Origin of the sequence: Buchnera aphidicola (Acyrthosiphon lactucae) (assembly GCF_005083565.1) — a bacterium.
Taxonomy (GTDB): Bacteria; Pseudomonadota; Gammaproteobacteria; order Enterobacterales; family Enterobacteriaceae; genus Buchnera; species Buchnera aphidicola_AH.
Genome location: NZ_CP034891.1, coordinates 577,080 through 599,743 on the forward strand (window position 1 = coordinate 577,080; position 22,664 = coordinate 599,743).

Consider the following 22,664-nt stretch of genomic DNA (forward strand, 5'->3'; position numbering starts at 1 on the left):
TTATACTTTAAAATTTTCAAGCATGTTTTGACCATAATGCATATCAGTTAATAAAAAATATTTTGCAATAGTTTGCCCTATATCAGAAAAAGTTTTACGGTGACCTAAAAAATATTTTTTAATACCTGGTGAATAAATTAATATAGGAACGTTTTCTCGAGTATGATCTGTTCCCTTCCATGTTGGATCACATCCATGATCTGCAGTTAAAATTAATAAATCATCTTTTTTCACTAAATTTATCATTTCAGATAATCTAGAATCAAAAAATTCTAAACCTTTAGCGTATCCAGAAACATCACGACGATGACCCCAATTTGAATCGAAATCTACTAAATTAGTAAAAACAATAGTATTATTAATGGCAACTTTCATTTCATTAATTGTTGTATTACATAATTCATCAAGACCAGTAGATTTAATTTTCTTACTTATTCCTACTCCACTATAAATATCAGAAACTTTTCCAATCGCAATTACTTGTCCTTTTTTTTCATCTATTAATTTTTGAATCACTGTTGTAGAGAAAGGTTTAATTGAAAAATCACGTCTATTACCTGTGCGTTGAAAGTTTGATTTTTTATTTCCAATAAAAGGTCTTGCAATTACTCTTGCAACTTTATATTTGTATTTATCTAAAATAAAACGAACAGTTTTACATAACTCATAAAGACTTGATAAACCGAAAAAATCTTCATGGCATGCTATTTGAAAAACAGAATCTGATGAAGTATATATAATAGGTTTGCTTGTTTTAATATGTTCTTCACCCAAATTTTTTATAACATCAGTTCCTGAAGCATGACAATTGCCAATAAAACCTGTTAATTTCGATATATTTATTATTTCTTCTAATAAATTTTTAGGAAAGCTATTTTTTTTTTCTTTAAAATAAAACCAATCATCTAAAACTGGAACCCCTGCAATTTCCCAATGTCCTGAAGTAGTATCTTTTCCAGAAGAAATCTCACTAGCAAAACCATAACTAGCAATAATATTTGAACTATTATCGAATCCTAAAGGATATTTTCCTGTGGATTCTTTATATGCATTTATTATTCCTAATTTTACTAAATTAGGAATGTATAAGGATCCTTTTCTTCCTATGTCTGCTTTACCTAAAAAACATTTTTCTGCTATATGTCCAAATGTATCCGAACCAACATCATTAAATTTATTAGCATCAGAACTAAAACCGATTCCAAAAGAATCTAAAACAATTAAAAAAACTCTTTTCATAATTAAACTTCCTAAAATTCATTAAAACAAATAATTATTATTTGATCGTTTTAAATTTTACTGTTCTCGTATTTTGTTAAAAATAATATCAGAATTCTGAGTCATAACTATGTTTAAATTAGCAGTACTCGGTGCTAAATATATCAAACTATTAGAAGTATCATATGCTAAATAAGTACTATATTTTTTTTTAAATTTATAAATACTATGATTATTTTCAGACTTAATCCAACGAGCAAGAACAATATTAACTTTTTTATATATTGCATCTATATTATACTCTAATCTTAAACGTTCGATTACGACATCGAATTGTAATATTCCAATAGCGCCTAAAATTAAATTATTATTAAGAATAGGACGAAATATTTGAACAGTTCCTTCTTCAGACAACTGTACTAAACCTTTTTTTAATTGTTTTTGTTTCAGGGGATTTTTTAAGTAAATAAGACGAAAAATTTCTGGTGCAAAACTAGGTATTCCAACAAACTGAATTTCTTCTCCTTCTGTAAAGGTGTCTCCAATTTTAATTGTTCCATGATTATGAAGTCCTATCACATCACCAGGATAAGCTTTATTTATTGATATTCTATCACCAGCTAAAAAAATAAAAGCATCAGAAACAGTTATATTTTTTTTAACTCGTACATGTTTTAATTTCATACCTTTTGTATATTGCCCTGAAACTATCCTCATAAATGCTATTCTATCTCGATGTTTTAAGTCCATATTAGCTTGAATTTTAAATATAAAACCTGTAAATTTTTTTTCTTGAGGATGTACTTTACGTTTATTACTTTGACGGTACAACGGAGAAGGAGCCCATTCTATTAAACTATCTAACAAATAGTCAATTCCAAAATTACTAAGTGCACTACCAAAAAAAACAGGTGTGATAATACTTTTCAAAAAATTTTCTTTATTAAATTCTGAATATACATTAGTAATTAGTTCTAATTCTTGACCAATATGTATAGCTAAATCTTTTCCAATATATTTATCTAGTGAACCATCAGAAAAATTAAAAAAATTTTTTAAATTTAAAAATTTTTTTTTAAATAGTTTATTTTTATAGAAATAAATTATTTTATCATAAATATGATAAACTCCTTTGAAATTTTTTCCACAACTAATGGGCCAATTAATAGGAATACAATTGAATTTTAATTCTTTTTCAATTTGATCTAAAATTTCTATTGGTTCTCGACTATCACGATCTAACTTATTAATAAAAGTAATAATAGGAGTATGATGAATACGTGTAACATCTATTAATTTTTTAGTTCGTTCCTCTATACCTTTAGCAGCATCAATTACTACTAAACAAAAATCTACAGCAGTAAGAATACGATATGTATCTTCTGAAAAATCTTGATGACCAGGAGTATCTAATAAATTCATTAAAATATTTTTATACGTGAATTGCATAACTGAAGTAGTTACAGAAATTCCACGTTCTTTTTCAATGTTCATCCAATCTGATTTAGCATATTTTGTATTTCCTCTTCCTTTAATTGTTCCAGAAATACGAATCGCTTTCCCAAATAATAACATTTTTTCAGTAATAGTAGTTTTTCCAGCATCAGGATGAGAAATAATAGCAAAAGTTCTTCTTTTGATTAATTCCTGTTCATGATTCGAATTAAACATATATATACACTCGTTTGAAATACGTTATTAAAGATTTATATAAGAAAATATAATACATAAAAAACATTATCTATTTAATAAAATAATTATTAGAATCTAATTTAAAGATTTCATATTAACTTACTTGATTTATTTAAAAAAAATAGTAAAATTACATATAATTTATAATACAAATTATGTTTATATACTCTTAAATTATTATTTTAAAATAATCTGCGATTTCATAATCTTTAAAATATAATTTTAATATAAATTATTTTAAGAAAATTCTAAAAAACTATATATGAAGAAAAAATTTATATATTGCATAGATAAATAAAACTATCAAGATAAAAAAATAAAATATAGACATATTCTTGTTTCTGGATATTTTTTAAAAAACTTGTAAAAATACCATAATTTTATAGTTAAAAAATGTTCAACTTCATTATAAAATCATATGAATAATTAATTGATACTTCTAATATGAAAATAATAAAATGGTAATTTATTCCTGATGATATAGAAAAAAATGTCACCAATATGATGGATTTATTATTTTTCCATAAAACTGATACAATGTCGTATAGACTTTCTACTTGTCATTTATATTAAAAAAAATTAGATAAAATAATTATAAAAGATACTCAAATTTATTTATTAAAATATATACTAATGATCGTCAAAATTTATTATATTCTCTTCTTATAGCAATAAATCATCCTATTAATGAAATTACATTATTTTTTCATTATAGACTTTATAGAGAAAACAGAAAAACTATATCACATGTAGATAATTTTGATGCTTTTTCTTTTCCTAATTTTAAATTATGACTAGAAGTTAAAGTAAATATTCGTTTTCTTCATAAAAAAAAATAAAAGTTTATCAAATAGAACCTCAACTCATTAGTATAATTACTATTTTCTAGTAATTTCTATTAAAGTTATTTAAAAAAAAAATTTTTTATTTTATCTAGTAAAAATATTAATTTTATCCACCTATAGAATAAAAAAACACCTCAATTTAAAGGAATTTCAAAATATTTATATCTTAAATATGAAAAAATATTATGGTTTTTAGTTTAACACAATGCGTATCTGGAAGAGTAAATGTGAATGGATATACAAAAGAGAGGTCATTCGCTTATAAAAGTTAGCGTTATTAGTGGTTATGATTTAAAAATAGAATCAAATTTAACTAAGTTAGGTTTTTTACTTATTTAAAATATATCAAGATAAAAATTTTTTTTTAATGTAAAAAAAATTACGTGGTGAATTAATTCCTTATTAAATAAAATTAATAAAATGAATGTTTTCCATGTAAATGGTTAGTTCTATCATATACTTTTTTTATTTCAGGAAAAGAAGCTAATAATTTTTTCTCAACCGTTTCTTTTAAAGTTAATCCGATCATTGAGCACCCATTGCAACCTCCACTAAATTGTATTACAGCCATTCCATTTTGATCTATTTTTATTAAATTTACTTGTCCTCCATGTGCAGATAATTTAGTATTAATTTCTGATCTTAAAAAATATTTTATTCTTTCTTCTAATGATGAAGATTCTTTTTTAGAAAAATTATTTTTAGCATATGGTGCTTTTAATGTTAATTGAGAACCGAGTTTATCAACAACAAGATCAATTTCTGCATTTTTTAAATAAGATAAAATGTCTTTATCGATATAAACAAAAAATTTATCATATTTTAATTCAATATCTGACTTTTCTATCTCGTTTTCAGGACAAAATGCAACGCCACATTCTGCATTAGATGTGCCTGGATTTGTAATAAAAATACGTATTTGAGTACCAGTAGGTTCATTTAATAAAAGCGATATAAAATGTTTTTGCGCATTTTTAGAAATTTTAATCATAAGAGTTTTTAAAATAAATTTTTATTGATAAATAATATCACTAATTTATTAAAAAAAATACAAAAATATTTAATTTTCAATGAATATTTTTTAAGAAATACAAATATAATTACAAAATAAAGAAAATAATAAAAATTTTTTCTCCAATACTATAATAAAAAGATAAATAAATGTTGTTACATTAAGTAGATGGAGAACACATTTAAAAAATGTGGTTTTATTATTATTTAAAAATTTAAATTTATTTTTAAAATTTACTGAATTGATCTACCTAATTCTAAAAAAAATTTATCTTCAATAAAAATAAATTAAATAATTTAAATGTTATACTATAATATTCCTAAAAATTATATTTGACTCGCATAATATATAATATAGGTAGATGAATTTATAGTTATTTTTTTATCGTATCTTAAAAATATTTTAAGTGTAATTAATATGACTCTTTCTTTATATTTTATAGAAAATAACTGGTTAAAAATGAAAATAAATATAGTACAATTCTTTTATTAATCTTAAAACACAACACTATAAAATAATAAATAAATTTTCAAATTTATAAAATATTAAGTTAAAAAAATATCTTCAAGATATAAATATATTAAAAAAATATTATTTTTTCAATCTAAACTAAGTATAAAAATTTTAAAAAATAGTTTAGAAATAATTTTTTAATTGATTTTTATTTAGATATTGCTTACATTAAATTTATTATATTAAGAATATTTAATGCACTAGATAATTCAGCACCTAACAACAGAAAAAATACTTAATCAAAAATCGTAAAAAAATTCAAATTATTATGAAAAAACTATTCATATTCCTTTTTTTACATAAAAATGAATTTTTTCTATCTTATTAGAACTTAAAAAAATTATTCTAAATGTAGAAAATAAATGGCCCCAAAAAAAATCGGGGCTTGTATTTTTTAATGTTTAAAATTTTTTTATTAAAAAGGAATTTCATCATCAAAATCTATTTCTGAAGAAGAATCAATTAAATTTTTACTAGATTTATCTATTTCTATATTTTTATTAAAATCTACTTTATCTGTTTTTTTTATTTTGGTTATAGTGTTATTATTATCATTTATTGACATTGTTTGCAAATTAGAATTACGATTGCCTAGCATTTGCATTGTACCTCCAATATTAACAACAATTTCTGTAGTATAACGTTCAAGTCCATTTTGATCTTGCCATTTTCTAGTTTGTAATGATCCTTCAATATATACTTGAGAACCTTTTCGAAGATATTCACCTGCAATTTCTGCTAATTTACCAAATAAAACTATTCGATGCCATTCTGTTTTTTCCTTATTTTCACCAGTATTTTTGTCTTTCCAATTTTCTGAAGTAGCTAATGTCATATTCACTACTGCATTTCCATTTGGCATATAACGAACTTCAGGATCTTGGCCTAAATGCCCAATAAGAATAACTTTATTTACACCTCTACTTGCCATAATAAAAACTCCATTTTTTAAATTTGATTTAAAAAAATACACTTAAATGTATAAATTTGAATTATACATGTTAAATATTTTATTTAGTATAATCAAATCTATAAAAATGCTATATTATTTTTTAAAACTTTTAAAATATATTAAATATTAACTGTTTGTTACTTTTAAAAAATTATTTTAGAAATAAAAATATTGTAATTTTCATATCATTAATTTAAAACTAATATGCATATTCAAAATTAAAAAAATAGTCACATATTCTATCTTTTATAGTACTAAAAAATTATCTATAAATTTTATTAAAATATTTATATTTTTTAAATTTATAAAAATCTCTAATATTATTAAATATAATTTTCTAAAATATCTCAAAATATAGATACAATATTTTAATAAAAAAAGTTATATAATTACAAAATATCAAAAATATTTTTCAAAATAAAAATGATATAAAAAAAGTAAATATTTTTCTTATACAAATATTGTATACAAAAAAAATTTTATTTTTCATATATAAAAATATAACAATTAAAATTAAAGTAAAAAATATTAAGAGTATATATCAAAAATATTTATAATTTTTGGTTTCGTAAGATAGATAAAAAATAAAAAATATTTTAAAAAAAATGACTCAAATAGATTAGTCCATAGGTAGTGTATTATTGCAATATTACGATATAATTTCACATAGATTCACTAAATAATGGTATATGCAATAAATATGGCTAAAAATAAATTATATTTAAATCAAATTAATAGATTAAAAATTCCACCACATTCTTTAGAAGCAGAACAGTCAGTATTAGGTGGATTAATGTTAGATAATGAACAATGGGATAGCGTTTCAGAACATGTAGTTGCTGATGATTTCTTCAGTAAACCTCATCGTTTAATATTTCAAGAAATGCAAAAACTTCTTGATCTAGGATATCCAATAGATTTAATTACTTTATCTGAATCTTTAGAACAAAAAGGAAAATTAGAAAGTGTAGGTAGATTTTCCTATTTAGCTGAATTATCAAAAAATACTCCTAGTACAGCAAATATTACTGCGTATGCTGATATAGTTCGAGAACGTGCAATAGTAAGAGAAATGATATTAGTGGCTAATAAAATAGCTAATGCTGGATATGATACACAAGGCAGGAAAAGCGAAGAATTATTAGATTATGCAGAATCAAGTGTATTTAAAATTGCAGAAAAACGTTTTAAAAAAGACTCAGGACCAAAAAACGTTGAGCAAATTCTTGATGAAACTGTTGCTAGTATTGAAAAATTATTTTTATCACCTCATGATGGTGTTACAGGAATTAATACAGGATATCAAGACTTAAATAAAAAAACATCAGGGTTACAACGTTCTGAACTTATCATTATTGCAGCAAGACCTTCAATGGGAAAAACAACATTTGCAATGAATCTATGTGAAAATGCTGCTATGCTTTATGAAAAACCTGTATTAATATTTAGTTTAGAGATGCCTGGAGAACAAATTATGATGCGCATGTTAGCATCTTTATCTAGAGTTAATCAAGCACGAATTCGAACCGGACAATTAAATGATGAAGACTGGGCACGTATATCTGGTACCATTAATATCCTTCTTAAAAAAAAGAATATCTATATTGATGATTCTTCAGCATTAACTCCAAGTGAAGTCCGTTCAAGGGCGCGTCGAATTTATCGTGAAAATAATGGATTAACTTTAATTATGGTAGATTATTTACAACTCATGAGAGTACCTTCTCTATCTGAAAATCGCACTCTTGAAATTGCAGAGATATCTAGAACACTAAAAGCACTAGCGAAAGAACTACAAGTTCCAGTAATAGCATTATCACAACTGAATAGGTCTTTAGAACAGAGATCTGATAAAAGACCAGTAAATTCAGATTTACGTGAATCAGGATCTTTAGAACAAGATGCAGATTTAATAATGTTTATATATCGTGATGAAATCTATAATGAAAATAGTGATCTTAAAGGAATAGCAGAAATCATAATAGGAAAACAAAGAAATGGCCCGATTGGAACAGTCTGTTTAACTTTCAATGGACACTGGTCTAGATTCGATAACTATTCTGGTCATAAATATGATTAAATATTAATATTTTTAAAAATTTTTAATTATTTAAAGAAATATAAATTATAATTATCAAAAAATATTTTTTTAATTATTTAATAATAAAAAATTAATTCTTTTTTTAAATAAATTATTTAAATATTAAAAATCATTAAATTTTATGAAATTAAAATTTTTATGAAAATAAGTTTATCAATATATTTTAAAAAAATAAAAAAATAATTAAAATAATATTATTTTAGATTTAAAAATATAAATATGCTACTGATTTAATGAAAATCAAAAATATTATCTATTTTTAAAAAATATTTAATTACTAAGATGGAATATATGTGTAAAAAAAGAAATTTAAAAATTGGAATATTAATGGATTCTATAGAATTAATTAATATTAAAAAAGATTCAAGTTTTGCTATTTTACTAGAAGCTCAAAAAAGAAATCATATCATCTACTATATGGAAATGAATGATATTTATTTAAGAAAAGGGCATCCATATGCAAAAACTCGTCTAATAGAATTAAAAAAAAATACAGAAAAATGGCATCGATTTATTCAAGAAAAAAATATTTCTTTAAGCCAATTAGATGTTATTTTAATGCGTAAGGATCCTCCATTTAATACTGAATTTATTTATTCAACATATATTTTAGAACGTGCAGAAGAAACAGGTGTCTTGATAATCAACAAACCTCAAAGTTTACGAGATTGTAATGAAAAAATGTTTATATCATGGTTTCCCGAATTAACTACTGATACTTTAGTTACAAGAAATATTTTTGATATACGTCAATTCTGGGAAAAAAATCAAGATATTATAATAAAACCATTGGATGAAATGGGAGGTTCTAATATCTTTCGTATTAAAAAAAATGATCCTAATTTTTCAGTAATTGTTGAAACAATGACAAACCATGAAAAAAAATATTGTATGATTCAAAATTATTTACCAGAAATAAAACTTGGTGATAAAAGAATTTTAATTGTCAATGGTAAACCTGTACCTTGGTGTGTAGCTAGAATCCCACTAATTGGAGAAACTAGAGCTAATTTAGCTGTAGGAGGAAAAGCGAAAATACAGTCATTAAGTAAAACAGACTGGAAAATAGCAAATTATTTATCTCCTATCTTGAAAAAAAAAGGATTAATTTTCGTTGGATTAGATGTAATAGGGGAAAAACTAACAGAAATAAATGTTACAAGTCCAACATGTATTTGTGAAATCGAATCAGAAAGAAACATTTCTATTACTGGAATGTTATTAGATTATATTGAAAAAAAAATATTATGATAGAGATCATAAAATGATAGTAATTGCATTTGATTTTGGTATAAAAAAAATTGGAGTAGCTGTAGGAGAAAATATAACAAAAAAAGGTAGACCTTTAAACGTTTTAAATGCTCATAACGGACATCCAAATTGGGATACTGTAAAAAATTTAATACAATATTGGCAACCTAAATTTATTATTGTTGGTCTTCCATTAAATATAAATGGCACAAAACAAAAAATAACCAATGAATCAGAAAAATTTGCGAATTTGTTGAAATATAAATTTAATATTGTTGTTAAAATGCATGATGAACGCTTGACTACTGTGGAAGCAAAATCCATTATATTTAAAAAAAATGGATTTAAGGGATTAAAAAAAGAAAAAATTCATTCTTATGCTGCTAAAATTATATTAGAAAGCTGGCTTAATCAATATTTTTTTACGATATAGTCATTGTAAAAAATTTTAAAATAAAAAATATTGCAATATCCATTGTAATTATAAGTTAATACAAAATATTATAAATATAACAATTTTTTTCAAATCTAAAATAATAGTAGTGAGTGAAAATTTAAGAATTGACATTGAAAAAAAAATAAAATCATCAATATATCAGAAATTTTAAAGAAAATTATATAAAAAAAAATTTTATTATAAAAATAACATTTTTGTATAATATTTAATCAGTAAATAATATTTTAATAATACTAAAAAACTACTGATAATTTTCTTATCGTTTAAAAAGTTAAAAAATAGTTATTTTTAAAAAAAATAAATTTAGAAAATTTACTATTAACAAATACATTAATAAAAATTAATAATTTTAAAAAAAAAGAAATACTATAGAGCTATAAAAAAATATTTATCAATAAGTGTTTGTATTAATGCATACTTTAATACATAAGAATAATTTCTTATTATAATTTTTATATATTAAAAATAAAAGCAATATTTAAAATAGATAAAAGCTTATTTTTTAAAGTTAATCTAAAAAGATGAAATTACTATTATGTTTAAATTAAAACCTATTAGCCTATATATTCATATTCCTTGGTGCTTAAGAAAATGTGGATATTGTGATTTTCATTCATATGTTAGTAAAGAAATCATTCCTGAAAAAAAATATATTGAACATTTATTAAAAGATTTTGAAAAAGATTTATATCTAATTAATAATAGAGAGATAAATACTATTTTTATTGGAGGTGGAACACCTAGTTTATTAACAGCCAATTCTATAAAAAAATTACTCAATGGTATAAAAAAAAGATACATGGTTTCTAATAATGCTGAAATTACTATAGAAGCCAATCCTAAAACATTAGAATATCAACGTTTTATTCATTATAAAAATTCTGGTATTAATCGTTTTTCTCTAGGTGTACAAACATTTAATTCAAATTTATTAAAAAAAATAGAACGTACATATGATTCAAAGGAAGTAATAAATGCAATTATAGAATCAAAAAAAATTAGTGACAACTTAAATTTAGATTTAATGTATGGTTTACCAGGTCAATTACTAGAAGATGCGTTATCAGATTTACAGTTTGCTATTAAATATAATCCATCTCATATATCATGGTACCAACTAACTATAGAACCTAATACTATTTTTTATGCAAAAAAAATAAAATTACCTGATGAAGAAACAATATTTAATATGTTAATTAAAGGAAATAAGTTATTAAAAAAATCAGGATATAAAAAATATGAAATATCTTCATATTCAAAGTTAAATTATCAATGTCAACACAATCTTAATTATTGGGAATTTGGGGATTATATAGGAATAGGTTGCGGTGCGCATGGTAAAATTACTCAAAAAAATGGAAAAATTATTCGAACTATTAAAAATAAAAATATTAATGATTTTTTAACTGGAAATTACCTTAATTCTATACAAGTAGTATCTGAAAAAGATAAAATATTTGAATATTTCATGAATATTTTTAGACTATATCAACCTATTTTAAAAAAACATTTTCGAGAAAAAACTAATATAGACGAAAGTCTTATAAAAAAAAATATTCAAATAGCAATACGAGAAGGATTTTTAATTAATCAATTAGATTATTGGTATACGACAAAAAAAGGAAAAAATTTCTTAAATTTACTCTTAGAAATATTTTTAAAATAAACTTGAAAAAACTATTTTTTTATTTTAAACATTAAATCGAAAATTTTATTACCTCGTAGAAATCCTTTTCTTTCAAATTTAGTTATTATACGGGAGATGGGACGTTCAATGAAGCAATTTTTTTGAGATAAATTTTTATAATTTTCAATATTTTTTATTTCATCTAATATATAAAACGCATAAGATTCCGAATCCGTAGCAATATGTAATGTACCACCAATTATTAATTTTTTTGAAATTATTTTTAAGAAATTTTTTTGTAAAAGTCTTCTTTTATGATGACGTTTTTTATTCCAAGGATCTGGAAAAAAAATCTGTATACTTGATAAAGAGTTATTCATAATCATATTATGAATGACTTCAATTGCATCATAGTAAATAATTCTTAAATTTTTAATTTTATAAGAATAGGCAGAATGTAAGCAAGATCCTATTCCTGATTTATATACTTCTATTCCTAAAAAATTTTTATTGGGAAAATTCATAGCAGTTTTAACTAAAGATTCTCCTGAACCAAAACCAATTTCTAATACAACTGGAGCATCACGATTAAAGATAGATAAAAAATTTAATGGTCTCAATTGAAAGTCAATACCAATTAAAGACCAATATTTTTGAATTGCACTTAATTGAGATCTAGTAATTCGACCTTTTCTACATACAAAACTACGAATCTGACGTAAAAAAATACCATTATAATTATATATTGGAGTTAGAATATTATTGTTCATGTTTTATTTAATTTTTTATTTTAAATTAATTAAAATATTTTACTTTCATAATACTAACATATTAATATTTTTTTTAAAATACATCTATAATTTTTCATAAAAAATGGTTTTTATTATAATGACAAAATATATTTTTTCACAATTAATTTTAAATTGGTACCATAAAAATGGCAGAAAAAATTTACCATGGCAAAAAAATAAAACATTATATACAGTTTGGATATCTGAAATAATGTTACAACAAACCACAGTAAATTTTGTAATTCCTTATTTTAAAAAATTTATATTAAATTTTCCAAATATAAAATCTTTATATAATAGCAAATTAGATGATATTTTATATTTATGGAGTGGTCTTGGATACTATAATAGAGCTCATAATATTTATAAATCTGCACATATAATTAATAAGAAATATAAAGGAATATTTCCTAATCAATTTTTAGATGTTATTCAATTACCTGGAATAGGAAGATCTACAGCAGGAGCTATTTTATCTTTATCGTTAAATTTTAATTATCCTATTTTAGATGGAAATGTAAAAAGAATTTTAATTCGTTATTATGGAATTATAGGATTTCTAAAAGACAAAAAAGTAGAAAAAAAATTATGGAATATAATTGAATCAATTACACCAATACATAATACTGGAAAATTCAATCAAGGTATGATGGATATAGGTTCATCAATCTGCACATCTATAAAACCAAAATGTAAGATTTGTCCATTAAATCAAGAATGCATTGCTCAAATAGAAAAAAAATGGGAAAAATACCCTTTAAAAAATATAAAAAAAATATATCCTGAAAAAATATCTTGGTTTATTGTAATTAAATATAAAAATAATTTTTGGCTAAGAAAGAATACAGAAGAAGATATTTGGAAAAATTTATTTTATTTTCCAAAATTTAATAATAAAGAAATAGCTTTAAATTGGTTAAAAGAAAAAAAAATACATATAAATACATGTGAAAATATGATATCATTTTTTCATAAATTTAGTCATTTTGTTTTACATATTCATCCTATTTTGATTACATTACCCTATATTTCAAAATTTTTTAAAGAAAACAATACAAATATTTGGTATAACTTAAAAAAACCCAAAAATATAGGAATACCCCGACCAGTAGAGAAAATACTTGAACATTTTAAAAAAGATATTCTTTAAAAAAGGATTATTAAAATAATGAACCGTATCATTTTTTGTACATTTTTTAAAAAAAAAATGGAAGGTCAAGATTTTCAATCTTATCCAGGTAAACTAGGTGAAAAAATATATGATCAAATTTCAAAAAAAGCATGGCAAAAATGGTTGATTAAACAAACTATTTTAATTAACGAAAATAATCTTAATATGCTAGTCTTTAAAGATCGAAAAAAAATTGAAGAACATATGGAAAAATTTTTATTTAAAAAATAGAATCGTATTGCATTAAAAAATTCATATAAAATTTAAAATATTTTTTAAAATTAACTACATATAATATTACTTACTTTATAAAAAAATTCATACAATGCTTATATTTGATTCTGGCGTCGGTGGATTATCTGTATTAAAAACTATAAAAAGAATTCTACCAAAAATTCATTATATTTATATATTAGATAATGAAGCATTTCCATATGGAAATAAAACAGAAATATTTATTATCAAAAGAAGCATAAAAATAATTAATACAATAAAAAAAATTTATCCTATCAGTATAGTTGTAATTGCTTGTAATACAGTAAGCACTGTAGCTTTATCTGTTTTAAGAAATATATTTAATTTTCCTATTATTGGAATTTTCCCTTCTATAAAATCTGCTAAAAAAATAACTAAAAATAAAATCATTGGTTTAATAGCTACTAAAGCAACAATTAATTCTTTTTATACTAAAAAAATAATATGTAAAAACTCTTCTTCTAATACTCTAAAAATCATAGGTACAAATAAATTAGCTTTAATAGCTGAAAAAAAAATTCGGGGTTATTCAGTCTCAAGAATTCAATTAAAAAATATTTTCAAACCATGGATTAAGTTGCCAATATATCCTGATACCATCATATTAGGATGTACTCATTTCTCATTATTAGAAGAAGAAATAAAAAATATTCTATGCATAAGATCACCAATTAATTTTATTGATTCAATTGAAATAGTTGCGTCTCAAATTGAAAATTATTTCAATCAATTAAAAATGGAGCAAAAAATAAAAAAAAATATTTTTTTATATTCAAAAAAAAGTGACAGCTTAAAAAGCCTATTATTTTTTTTGAAAGAATATAAATTTAAAATAATAAAACATATTAATTTATATTAATATCTTTAAAAAATAATTTTTTATATTTTTTTAAAACATAATCTAGTAATTTTTTTAATAAAATTACTTTATCTAAATTATTAGAATATTTTTCTAATAAGGATTGAATTTTATTTTGATATTCTTTTAAAGATAGTGGATTAAAAATATTCATACAATGTTTTAACCATATTTCTTTTTCATTTTTATCTAATGAATTAAAAAAATTACGAGCACGATAACGAAAAAGAAGAGTTTTTAAACGCGAATCATGAAAATTAAAATTAATATTTTTTAAAAAAAATGGTTGAGTATTTCTAATTATTTTTATACTTTTTTTATCATGTGAGTTGAAAAAAGAATGATATATTTCTAAATCAACATTAAAGGATTGATTATTTTGTTTTTTTTTAGAAAAAATAATTTTAATATTTTCAATAAAAAAATTATCTTTTTTTATTAAATTAATATTTTTATTAAATATATCTCTATTTAAATTTAAGCGATTATAGTCTTCATTTCGCATTGTTTGAATTGGTGCTAGCATAGGACAACGATTTAAATATAATAATACTATTCCTAAATCAAATAAATTCTTAATAAGAAGATTATCAAAATGTATTTTTTTAAAAATATTTATTAATTTTTTAATGTCTTTAAATAAATCAACAGCAATTAATATATTACTATTATTATCATCCCATATTATCGGAAGTATAACACTCATATTATGCCGAACAGCGCCAAAAAAACTAGAAATATAGATTACAGGTTTAAAATTTTTTAAATTAATGAATTTATATAGTTCATTTTTTGTTCTTATTTTAAAATAAAAATCAAAAAGTTTTGGTTGTTTTTTTTTAACAAGTTTTGCCATTTCAATAGTTGCATATACATCTGAAATAGCATCATGTGCATTTAAATGTATAATATTATTCATCTGTGTTAAATCTGATAGTTTAAAACTTGGCAATCCTAATTTATTTCTAGGCCATTTTATACCGTTAGGCCTTAATACATAACATGCTCGTAATAAATTCAATAAATCCCAACGAGAATTTCCATTCTTCCAACTCCATTCATAAGGATCAAAAAAATTTCGATAAAATATATTTCTTGTGATTTCATCATCAAAATTAATATTATTGTAACCTACAATACAAGTATTAGATTGTCTTAAAATATTATATATTTTTTTAGAAAAAATATATTCATTAGTTCCATTTTTTTCTGTATATTGAGGGGTAATACCAGTAATTAAAACGGAATGGGGGTCAGGTAAATAATCATCTGATGGGAAACAATAAAAATACTGTGGATCATCTATAATATTTAAATTCATATCTGTTCTGATACATGCAAATTGAGCGGGTTTATCTAAAGACGGATGTATACCAAAAGTTTCATAATCATAAAATAAAAAAGTCGGTGTTGTTTTTTTTAATTGCATCATTTTTAATTTTAATAAAATAATAAAATATTAAACTCCTAAAAATTCATTCAATTAATAAAATTGAATATAAATATAAAAAGGCTTCTTAAAATGTCAGATACAAAAAAATCATTTAAAAATGTATTAGAATTTGTACACAAATTTAGAAGAAAAAATAAAATTAAAAGAGAAATAAATGACCTTGAAAAAAAAATAAGAGATAACAAAAAAAGAATATTACTTTTAGATAATCTTAGTCAATATATTAGATTAGATATGAATTATGAAGAAATTAAAAAAATAATTTGTATGATGAAAAACGATTATGAAGATCGAGTAGATGACTACATTGTTAAAAGTGCAGAATTATCAAAAGAAAAAAGAAATCTATCAAAAGAACTAAAATCAATTATTAATTAAAAAATAAAATTTTTTCTCCTCTGACTGGATTCGAACCAGTGACATACGGATTAACAGTCCGCCGTTCTACCAACTGAACTACAGAGGAATACAAATATATATACCAAAATTTTCTATACGTGTCAAATATATTTTATATATGTCACATACATATATATATTTTTAAAAAATATAAAATTTTTTTAAAAGATTTCTAGATTATTAGAAAAAATTGATTTATAGTAATAGAGTAAAAAAATATGGCCCTTTAGCTCAGTGGTAAGAGCAAGCGACTCATAATCGCTTGGTCGCTGGTTCAAATCCAGCAAGGGCCATCAAATAAAATTAAATTTTTCTATATTTTATAAAATAAAAATAAAATCATGCTAATTTTTAATATAAGTTATTAATTTGTAAAATATTATTCTAAATTTTTACAATTAATTAGGATTTAATTTTTATGGACTGGAAAAAAGAATTTATTCATTTCTCTTTTAAAAAAAAAGCATTAAAATTCGGAACTTTTAAGTTAAAATCAGGACGAACTAGTCCTTACTTTTTTAATTCAGGATTACTTTCTACAGGAACCGATATTATTAAAATTGGTTTATTTTATGCTCATTCTATAATAGATTCAAAGATAGAATTCGATGTTTTATTTGGTCCTGCATATAAAGGCATTCCTATAGCTGTAGCTACTTCTATAGCATTGAAAAACCACTATAATTTAAACGTCTCATATGCATTTAATAGGAAAGAACATAAGAAATATGGAGAAAAAGGAAATTTAATAGGAAAAAAAATATATAAGAAAAGAATTGTTATCTTAGATGATGTAATAACATCAGGTACAGCAATACATCATTCTATTAAAATTATCGAAAAACAAGGAGCAGAAATATCTTCGGTTTTTGTATTGTTAGATCGCAAGGAAAAAGGAAAAAGAAATTTATCTACTATAAACAATCTTAAACATCAAAAAACCTATAAAATCATTTCTATAATCACTATTGAAGATTTAATATCATATTTATTAGACGATAAAAAATTAAAAAAACATATACCTGAATTAATAAAGTATCGTGAAAAATATGGAATTTAAAGAAATTTTTATGATATTATACTTATTTATTAGATCATACCAGAATGACCAAAACCTTTTTTTGAACGCGAAGTTTTATTAAATTCTTTTACTAAAGAAAAACATGGTCTAATAATTGGAACAAAGATTATTTGTGCTACTCTATCATCTGGATTAATATAAAAATCTGTTTTACTACGATTCCAGAGAGATACCATTAATTCACCTTGATAATCAGAATCAATTAACCCAACTAAATTACCTAATACAATACCTTTTTTGTGGCCCAGTCCAGATCTAGGCAAAATCAATGCCGTAATATTAGGATTCGCAATATATATTGCTATTCCAGTCGGTACCAAAATAGTTTGCTCAGATTTTAACCTAATTTTTTTTTCTAAACAAACTCTAAGATCTAGACCAGATGATCCTAAAGTTGCATATGAAGGCAAAGAAAAATTTTTTTTTATACGCGAGTCTAAAATTTTTATTTCAATATTATTCATAATAAAATTATATATTTTTTTAAAGATATACGTTAAATGAAAAATTATAACCCAGATGCATAAAATCCTGAATTAACAAAAGAAAAACTAGAAGAAGATAACGAATAATTCAAATCCTCACCAGTCCATGTTTTTACTTTTCCTCCAGCTGCAATTACAATGGCCTGGCCAGCAGCAGTATCCCATATATGAGTATTTCCAAAACGTGGATAAATTTGAGCCGTTCCTTCAGCTATTAAACAAAATTTTAGTGACGAACCTAGTTTTTTTAATTTATAATTTTTTATTTCTTCTAAATAATTTTTTAGTTCTTGATCGGGATGTGATCGACTTGTAATTAATACTGGCACAGTTGACTGAGAAACACTAATTTTTTCTTTTAATCCTATTTTTTTTTCTTTCCAAGCATAATTATAAAATGAAGAATATAAAATATCAAAAAATGGAGCATATATTACTCCTAATATCGGAATTCCATTTTCAACTAAGCTGATATTGACTGTAAACTCCCCATTTTTTTTTAAAAATTCTTTAGTCCCATCTAATGGATCAATTAACCAATATTTTTTCCAATTACTATAAACTTTAAAATCATATGATGCTTCTTCAGAAAGAATTGGGATTTCGGGAGTAATTGACAGTAGCCCTTTTTGAATTATATTATTAGCTGCATAATCAACATTAGTTATAGGAGTTTTATCTGATTTATAAGAAACATTTATAATTTTTTTTTTAGAATCATAAAATTTCATAACACAAGTACCAGCACAGCGAGCTAATTGACAAATTTTATCTAACATTTTGCGCCATATATTTAATAATATTAAAAAAATTTTAAAAATTAATTTTTTGCAATTATATTAACTGTAAACTCGATGGAAATTTTTTTATGGGGTTGAAAAATCACTATATGTTCTCCAACTTGACGCAGTAAACCATTAGGCATTCGAATTTCTTTTTTATTAATTTTTATACCTAGTAATGTAATTGCTTTAATAATATTTCTAACACCTACAGAACCAAATATCTTACCTTCTTTACCAACTTTAGATGAAATTATGATCGAATTTATTTTTTTTAATTTTTTAGCTCTTGACTCTGCTATAAGAAATTTGCTAATTTTTTCTTGCTCTAAAGCAAAACGTTGAGCTTCAAAAGATTCGATGTTTTTTTTATTAGCTAAAATAGCCTTTCCTTTTGGAATTAAAAAATTCCTCGCATAACCAGATTTGACATTTATAATTGCACCTGACTCGCCTAACTTATAAATTTTAGATAAAAGAATAACTTCCATAATTTCTTGTTCTCTTTTTCTGTAATATAATAATTAAATAATCTTAACGATGTTGATCAGTATACGGTAGTAAAGCAAGATAACGTGCTCGTTTAATTGCTCTAGATAATTGTCTTTGATATTTTGCTCTAGTGCCAGTAATACGACTTGGAACAATCTTACCGCTTTCTGTAATGTAATTTTTTAAAATGGCAATATCTTTATAATCTATTTCTTGAACTCCCTCTGCAGTAAAACGACAAAATTTTCTACGACGAAAGTAACGTGCCATTTATTTTTTCTCCAAAAATTATTATAGATCATTAAAAATTTTACATCATTTATTCATAATAAATACTATGATATTTTAAAAAGATTCACGATATTATTTTTTTCAAAAAAATTAAATATATTAAAATTATTTTTTTTCTTTTTTATCATCTTTTAATTTTAAAATAGGTGATGATTCAACTACTGCTTTTTTCATTAACATAATTATATTGCGAAGTATTATATTATTAAAACGAAATTCTGTTTCTAAAAGTGTTATGGTTTTAGGAAAAACCTCTATATTCATTAGAACATAATGTGCTTTTTGTATTTTTTTAATCGAATAAGATAGTTGACGTCTACCCCAATCTTCCAAACGATGTATAACGCCATTGTTGTCATGGATAATTTTTTTATATTTTTCAATTAATAACGGTACTTTTTCACTTTGATCAGAATGAACCATAAATATTATTTCATAATGACGCATTAAAATGCTCCTTTCGGTTTATTTAGCTTCTTTATAAGATAGTTTTGATAAATATTTTCTAAGGAAGCAAGGAACTGTTTTTAAATATTTTAGATAATTATTTTATATAATATTTTAATTTTTCTAATAAATCAATTTTATTTCATATTTTGAGAAAATAAAATTAATAAAACTTATGTAAAGATAATTCTATTTTTCTTTCATTCAAATCAACAGAAATAACTTTGACTTGTAAAGTATCGCCAAGACAATAAGTGTTTTTACTAGACTTTCCAATTAATTTAAGTGCTAAAGAATCAAAATAATAGTAATCATCATTTAAAGAAGCTATATGAACTAAACCATCAATAAAAAACTGATTTAATCGAACAAAAAAACCAAATGAAGTCACATTAGAAATGACACCATTTAATATACAACCTATTTTATTATACATAAAGTCACATTTTAACCAATCAATTACGTCTCTACTTGCTTCATCTGCACGTCTTTCAGTTATAGAACAATGTACTCCTATTTTTTTCATTTCACTAGTACTATACAAATCAGGACTAGAAAAATTATAATTATTGAAAGACATATTTTTATTCTTTAATAATAAATGTTTAATAATTCTATGTAGTATAAGATCGGGATAACGTCTAATAGGTGAAGTAAAATGAACATAACTAGATAAAGATAAACCAAAATGACCGCGATTCTCTGGAGAGTATACAGCTTGTTGCATAGAACGTAACAATATTGTTTGAATCATTTCATATTCAGGACGATTAGAAATATTTCTTAATAAATTTGAATAATGAAAAGATTCTGGAACATCTCCTCCTGATAATGTAAGTCCTAGTTCATTTAAAAATGAACGAAAACTAACAACATTTTCTTTTTTAGGATGATCATGATTACGAAATAAAACAGGATGCTTATGTTTTTCAACAAAATATGCTGAAGCTATATTTGCTAAAATCATACATGATTCAATAAATTTATGTGCATCATTTCGAATATTTTGATGAATATTTTCAATTCTAGAATTAGAATTTAAAATAAATTTAGGTTCTATAGTCTCAAAATAAATACCTTTTTTAGAAATATTGTCTTTATTTAATATTTTTTGTAAAGATGATAAGTTTTCTATATCTTTTAAAAATTTTTTATATTTAGAACGTAAAAAGAAATCACCATTCCAAATTTTGAAAATCTCGTCATATGTGAATCGTCCTTGAGAACATATAATTGCTTCATAATGTTTATAGCTAATTAGTTCTCCTTTATTTGACAAACTCATTTCACATATTAAACATAAACGTTCTACATAAGGATTTAAAGAACACAAATCCGTAGAAATTTTTTCTGGTAACATAGGAATAACTAATGAAGGAAAATATATAGATGTACCTCTTTTTAAGGCTTCTTTATCTAAAGGAGTATCAGGTTGAACATAAAAACTTACATCTGCAATAGCTACCCATAAATTCCAACCTTCTTCTAATTTTTCTTTTCTTTTACAAAAAACAGCATCATCAAAATCCCTAGCATCTTCATCATCAATTGTAAAAAAAGGAAGATTTCTTAAATCTATACGATTTTTGAAGTTACATTGATTTATTTTATTAGTAATTTTATACAATTGTTTTTTAATTTCTTCTGACCATAAAGAGGGAATAGAATATGTACGTAATGCTATATCTATAGCTAAATTAGTACTCATTTCTTTTCCAAGAATTTCTACTATAAATCCCTGTATTTTATTATTTCTTATAGGATGCTGCTTTAATTTTACTACTACAATAGATCCTATAGAAATATCTTCTTTAATAGTTGAAAAAATAAAAATTTTAAAACAAAAACGAGCATCATCTGGAATTACAAATTTAATTTCATTATTAATATAGTATCTACCAACAATTAATACATTATTAGGTTGTAATAATTTTAAAAATCTTGCTGAACTCCTTCTTTTTCCATGAGTATTAACAATATGAGCAAGAATAATATCACCATGAATACAAGATTTCATTTGTTCTGATGAAAGCCAAAGATCTTCTTTTAATGTTTCTGTTCTAAGAAAACCATAACCATCTCTATGCCCTATAACTTTCCCTGTAACCACTTTCAGACTGTCAGGAGCAATATAACAACGATTTTTAGTATATATGACTTGACCATCTCGTTCCATTGCTCTTAATCTTCGACGTAATGCTTTTTTCCCTTCTTGATTATTAATACCGAATTTTTTTTCTAAATTTTTTTGACTTATTAGATCTGAATATTTTCTAAGCCATGATGAAATATATTCTCGACTAGGAATTGGATTTTTATATTTATTAGCTTCTCTTTTTTGGTAGGGATCTACTACCATATTTACTTCTCCATGTATATTATTTTATAATATAATTATATATATTAATAAATCTTAATAAATTTTGATAAATTTTGATTTGATAAATTTTGATAAATTTTTTCTTATTTAACTCATTAAGATTCTAATTA

General features: G+C 22.9%; 22 protein-coding genes and 2 tRNA genes. 11 read left to right on the plus strand and 13 right to left on the minus strand.

Annotated features, from left to right (window positions below; translation table 11 throughout):
• Both D9V61_RS02755 and D9V61_RS02760 read right to left on the minus strand, forming a co-directional pair.
• Positions 1-1,239 (minus strand): phosphopentomutase, encoded by a 1,239-nt coding sequence (locus D9V61_RS02755; protein ID WP_158339698.1) that lies wholly within the window; start codon positions 1,237-1,239, stop codon positions 1-3.
• A 57-nt stretch (positions 1,240-1,296) separates the two neighbouring features.
• A complete protein-coding gene (locus tag D9V61_RS02760) occupies positions 1,297-2,889 on the minus strand; it encodes a peptide chain release factor 3 (protein WP_158339699.1) in 1,593 nt (530 codons plus the stop codon).
• Between the two features lie 644 nt (positions 2,890-3,533).
• Here D9V61_RS02760 and D9V61_RS03210 point away from each other — a divergent pair.
• Positions 3,534-3,704: an asparaginase domain-containing protein gene (locus D9V61_RS03210; protein ID WP_410049994.1), complete on the plus strand. Its 171-nt coding sequence runs from the start codon at positions 3,534-3,536 to the stop codon at positions 3,702-3,704.
• A gap of 463 nt (positions 3,705-4,167) precedes the next feature.
• Here the strand turns inward: D9V61_RS03210 and D9V61_RS02770 are convergent, their stop codons facing one another.
• Entirely contained in the window at positions 4,168-4,746 is a 579-nt protein-coding gene (locus D9V61_RS02770; protein WP_158339700.1) for an NfuA family Fe-S biogenesis protein, read from the minus strand.
• Between the two features lie 949 nt (positions 4,747-5,695).
• Entirely contained in the window at positions 5,696-6,211 is a 516-nt protein-coding gene (locus D9V61_RS02775; protein ID WP_158339701.1) for a single-stranded DNA-binding protein, read from the minus strand.
• 703 nt (positions 6,212-6,914) lie between these two features.
• Between D9V61_RS02775 and dnaB the strand changes: the two genes are divergently transcribed.
• The 4 genes from dnaB (at position 6,915) to hemW (ending at position 11,707) form a co-directional block, all read left to right on the plus strand.
• Positions 6,915-8,312 carry a replicative DNA helicase gene (dnaB, locus tag D9V61_RS02780; protein WP_158339702.1) on the plus strand — a complete coding sequence of 466 codons (1,398 nt, stop codon included), beginning with the start codon at positions 6,915-6,917 and terminating at the stop codon, positions 8,310-8,312.
• A gap of 312 nt (positions 8,313-8,624) precedes the next feature.
• Positions 8,625-9,584, plus strand: coding sequence for a glutathione synthase (gene gshB / locus D9V61_RS02785; RefSeq protein WP_158339703.1), 960 nt, complete (start codon positions 8,625-8,627; stop codon positions 9,582-9,584).
• Between the two features lie 13 nt (positions 9,585-9,597).
• Positions 9,598-10,017 (plus strand): Holliday junction resolvase RuvX, encoded by a 420-nt coding sequence (gene ruvX / locus D9V61_RS02790; RefSeq protein ID WP_158339704.1) that lies wholly within the window; start codon positions 9,598-9,600, stop codon positions 10,015-10,017.
• Between the two features lie 559 nt (positions 10,018-10,576).
• Positions 10,577-11,707, plus strand: coding sequence for a radical SAM family heme chaperone HemW (hemW, locus tag D9V61_RS02795; protein ID WP_158339705.1), 1,131 nt, complete (start codon positions 10,577-10,579; stop codon positions 11,705-11,707).
• A gap of 11 nt (positions 11,708-11,718) precedes the next feature.
• Here hemW and trmB read toward each other — a convergent pair whose 3' ends face one another.
• Positions 11,719-12,438 (minus strand): tRNA (guanosine(46)-N7)-methyltransferase TrmB, encoded by a 720-nt coding sequence (gene trmB, locus D9V61_RS02800; protein WP_158339706.1) that lies wholly within the window; start codon positions 12,436-12,438, stop codon positions 11,719-11,721.
• Positions 12,439-12,556: 118 nt separating this feature from the next.
• Here trmB and mutY point away from each other — a divergent pair, with 118 nt between their 5' ends.
• The 3 genes from mutY (at position 12,557) to murI (ending at position 14,744) form a co-directional block, all read left to right on the plus strand.
• Positions 12,557-13,609, plus strand: a complete 1,053-nt coding sequence (gene mutY, locus D9V61_RS02805) for an A/G-specific adenine glycosylase (RefSeq protein WP_158339707.1) — start codon at positions 12,557-12,559, stop codon at positions 13,607-13,609.
• An 18-nt stretch (positions 13,610-13,627) separates the two neighbouring features.
• Positions 13,628-13,861, plus strand: coding sequence for an oxidative damage protection protein (locus D9V61_RS02810; protein ID WP_158339708.1), 234 nt, complete (start codon positions 13,628-13,630; stop codon positions 13,859-13,861).
• A gap of 94 nt (positions 13,862-13,955) precedes the next feature.
• On the plus strand, positions 13,956-14,744 hold the full coding sequence (gene murI / locus D9V61_RS02815; RefSeq protein WP_158339709.1) for a glutamate racemase: 789 nt from the start codon (positions 13,956-13,958) through the stop codon (positions 14,742-14,744).
• Here the strand turns inward: murI and sbcB are convergent.
• On the minus strand, positions 14,731-16,176 hold the full coding sequence (gene sbcB / locus D9V61_RS02820; protein ID WP_158339710.1) for an exodeoxyribonuclease I: 1,446 nt from the start codon (positions 16,174-16,176) through the stop codon (positions 14,731-14,733). The two genes, murI and sbcB, sit on opposite strands and share 14 nt — an antisense overlap.
• 90 nt (positions 16,177-16,266) lie before the next feature.
• Between sbcB and D9V61_RS02825 the strand changes: the two genes are divergently transcribed.
• Positions 16,267-16,575 carry a DUF496 family protein gene (locus D9V61_RS02825; RefSeq protein WP_158339711.1) on the plus strand — a complete coding sequence of 103 codons (309 nt, stop codon included), beginning with the start codon at positions 16,267-16,269 and terminating at the stop codon, positions 16,573-16,575.
• 15 nt (positions 16,576-16,590) lie between these two features.
• Here D9V61_RS02825 and D9V61_RS02830 read toward each other — a convergent pair.
• Positions 16,591-16,663, minus strand: a tRNA-Asn gene (locus D9V61_RS02830).
• Positions 16,664-16,816: 153 nt separating this feature from the next.
• Between D9V61_RS02830 and D9V61_RS02835 the strand changes: the two genes are divergently transcribed.
• Positions 16,817-16,889 (plus strand) — tRNA-Ile (locus D9V61_RS02835).
• A gap of 125 nt (positions 16,890-17,014) precedes the next feature.
• Positions 17,015-17,656, plus strand: a complete 642-nt coding sequence (gene pyrE, locus D9V61_RS02840; protein WP_158339712.1) for an orotate phosphoribosyltransferase — start codon at positions 17,015-17,017, stop codon at positions 17,654-17,656.
• Between the two features lie 29 nt (positions 17,657-17,685).
• Here the strand turns inward: pyrE and dut are convergent, their stop codons facing one another.
• From dut to rnr, 6 genes are all read right to left on the minus strand, one after another.
• Positions 17,686-18,141 carry a dUTP diphosphatase gene (dut, locus tag D9V61_RS02845; protein WP_158339713.1) on the minus strand — a complete coding sequence of 152 codons (456 nt, stop codon included), beginning with the start codon at positions 18,139-18,141 and terminating at the stop codon, positions 17,686-17,688.
• Positions 18,142-18,185: 44 nt separating this feature from the next.
• Positions 18,186-18,941 (minus strand): 3'(2'),5'-bisphosphate nucleotidase CysQ, encoded by a 756-nt coding sequence (cysQ, locus tag D9V61_RS02850; RefSeq protein ID WP_158339714.1) that lies wholly within the window; start codon positions 18,939-18,941, stop codon positions 18,186-18,188.
• 41 nt (positions 18,942-18,982) lie between these two features.
• On the minus strand, positions 18,983-19,435 hold the full coding sequence (gene rplI / locus D9V61_RS02855; RefSeq protein ID WP_158339715.1) for a 50S ribosomal protein L9: 453 nt from the start codon (positions 19,433-19,435) through the stop codon (positions 18,983-18,985).
• A gap of 43 nt (positions 19,436-19,478) precedes the next feature.
• Positions 19,479-19,706: a 30S ribosomal protein S18 gene (gene rpsR / locus D9V61_RS02860; RefSeq protein ID WP_158339716.1), complete on the minus strand. Its 228-nt coding sequence runs from the start codon at positions 19,704-19,706 to the stop codon at positions 19,479-19,481.
• Between the two features lie 126 nt (positions 19,707-19,832).
• Entirely contained in the window at positions 19,833-20,174 is a 342-nt protein-coding gene (gene rpsF, locus D9V61_RS02865) for a 30S ribosomal protein S6 (protein WP_158339717.1), read from the minus strand.
• Positions 20,175-20,337: 163 nt separating this feature from the next.
• Positions 20,338-22,533, minus strand: coding sequence for a ribonuclease R (gene rnr, locus D9V61_RS02870; protein WP_158339718.1), 2,196 nt, complete (start codon positions 22,531-22,533; stop codon positions 20,338-20,340).
• Positions 22,534-22,664 lie beyond the last annotated feature (131 nt).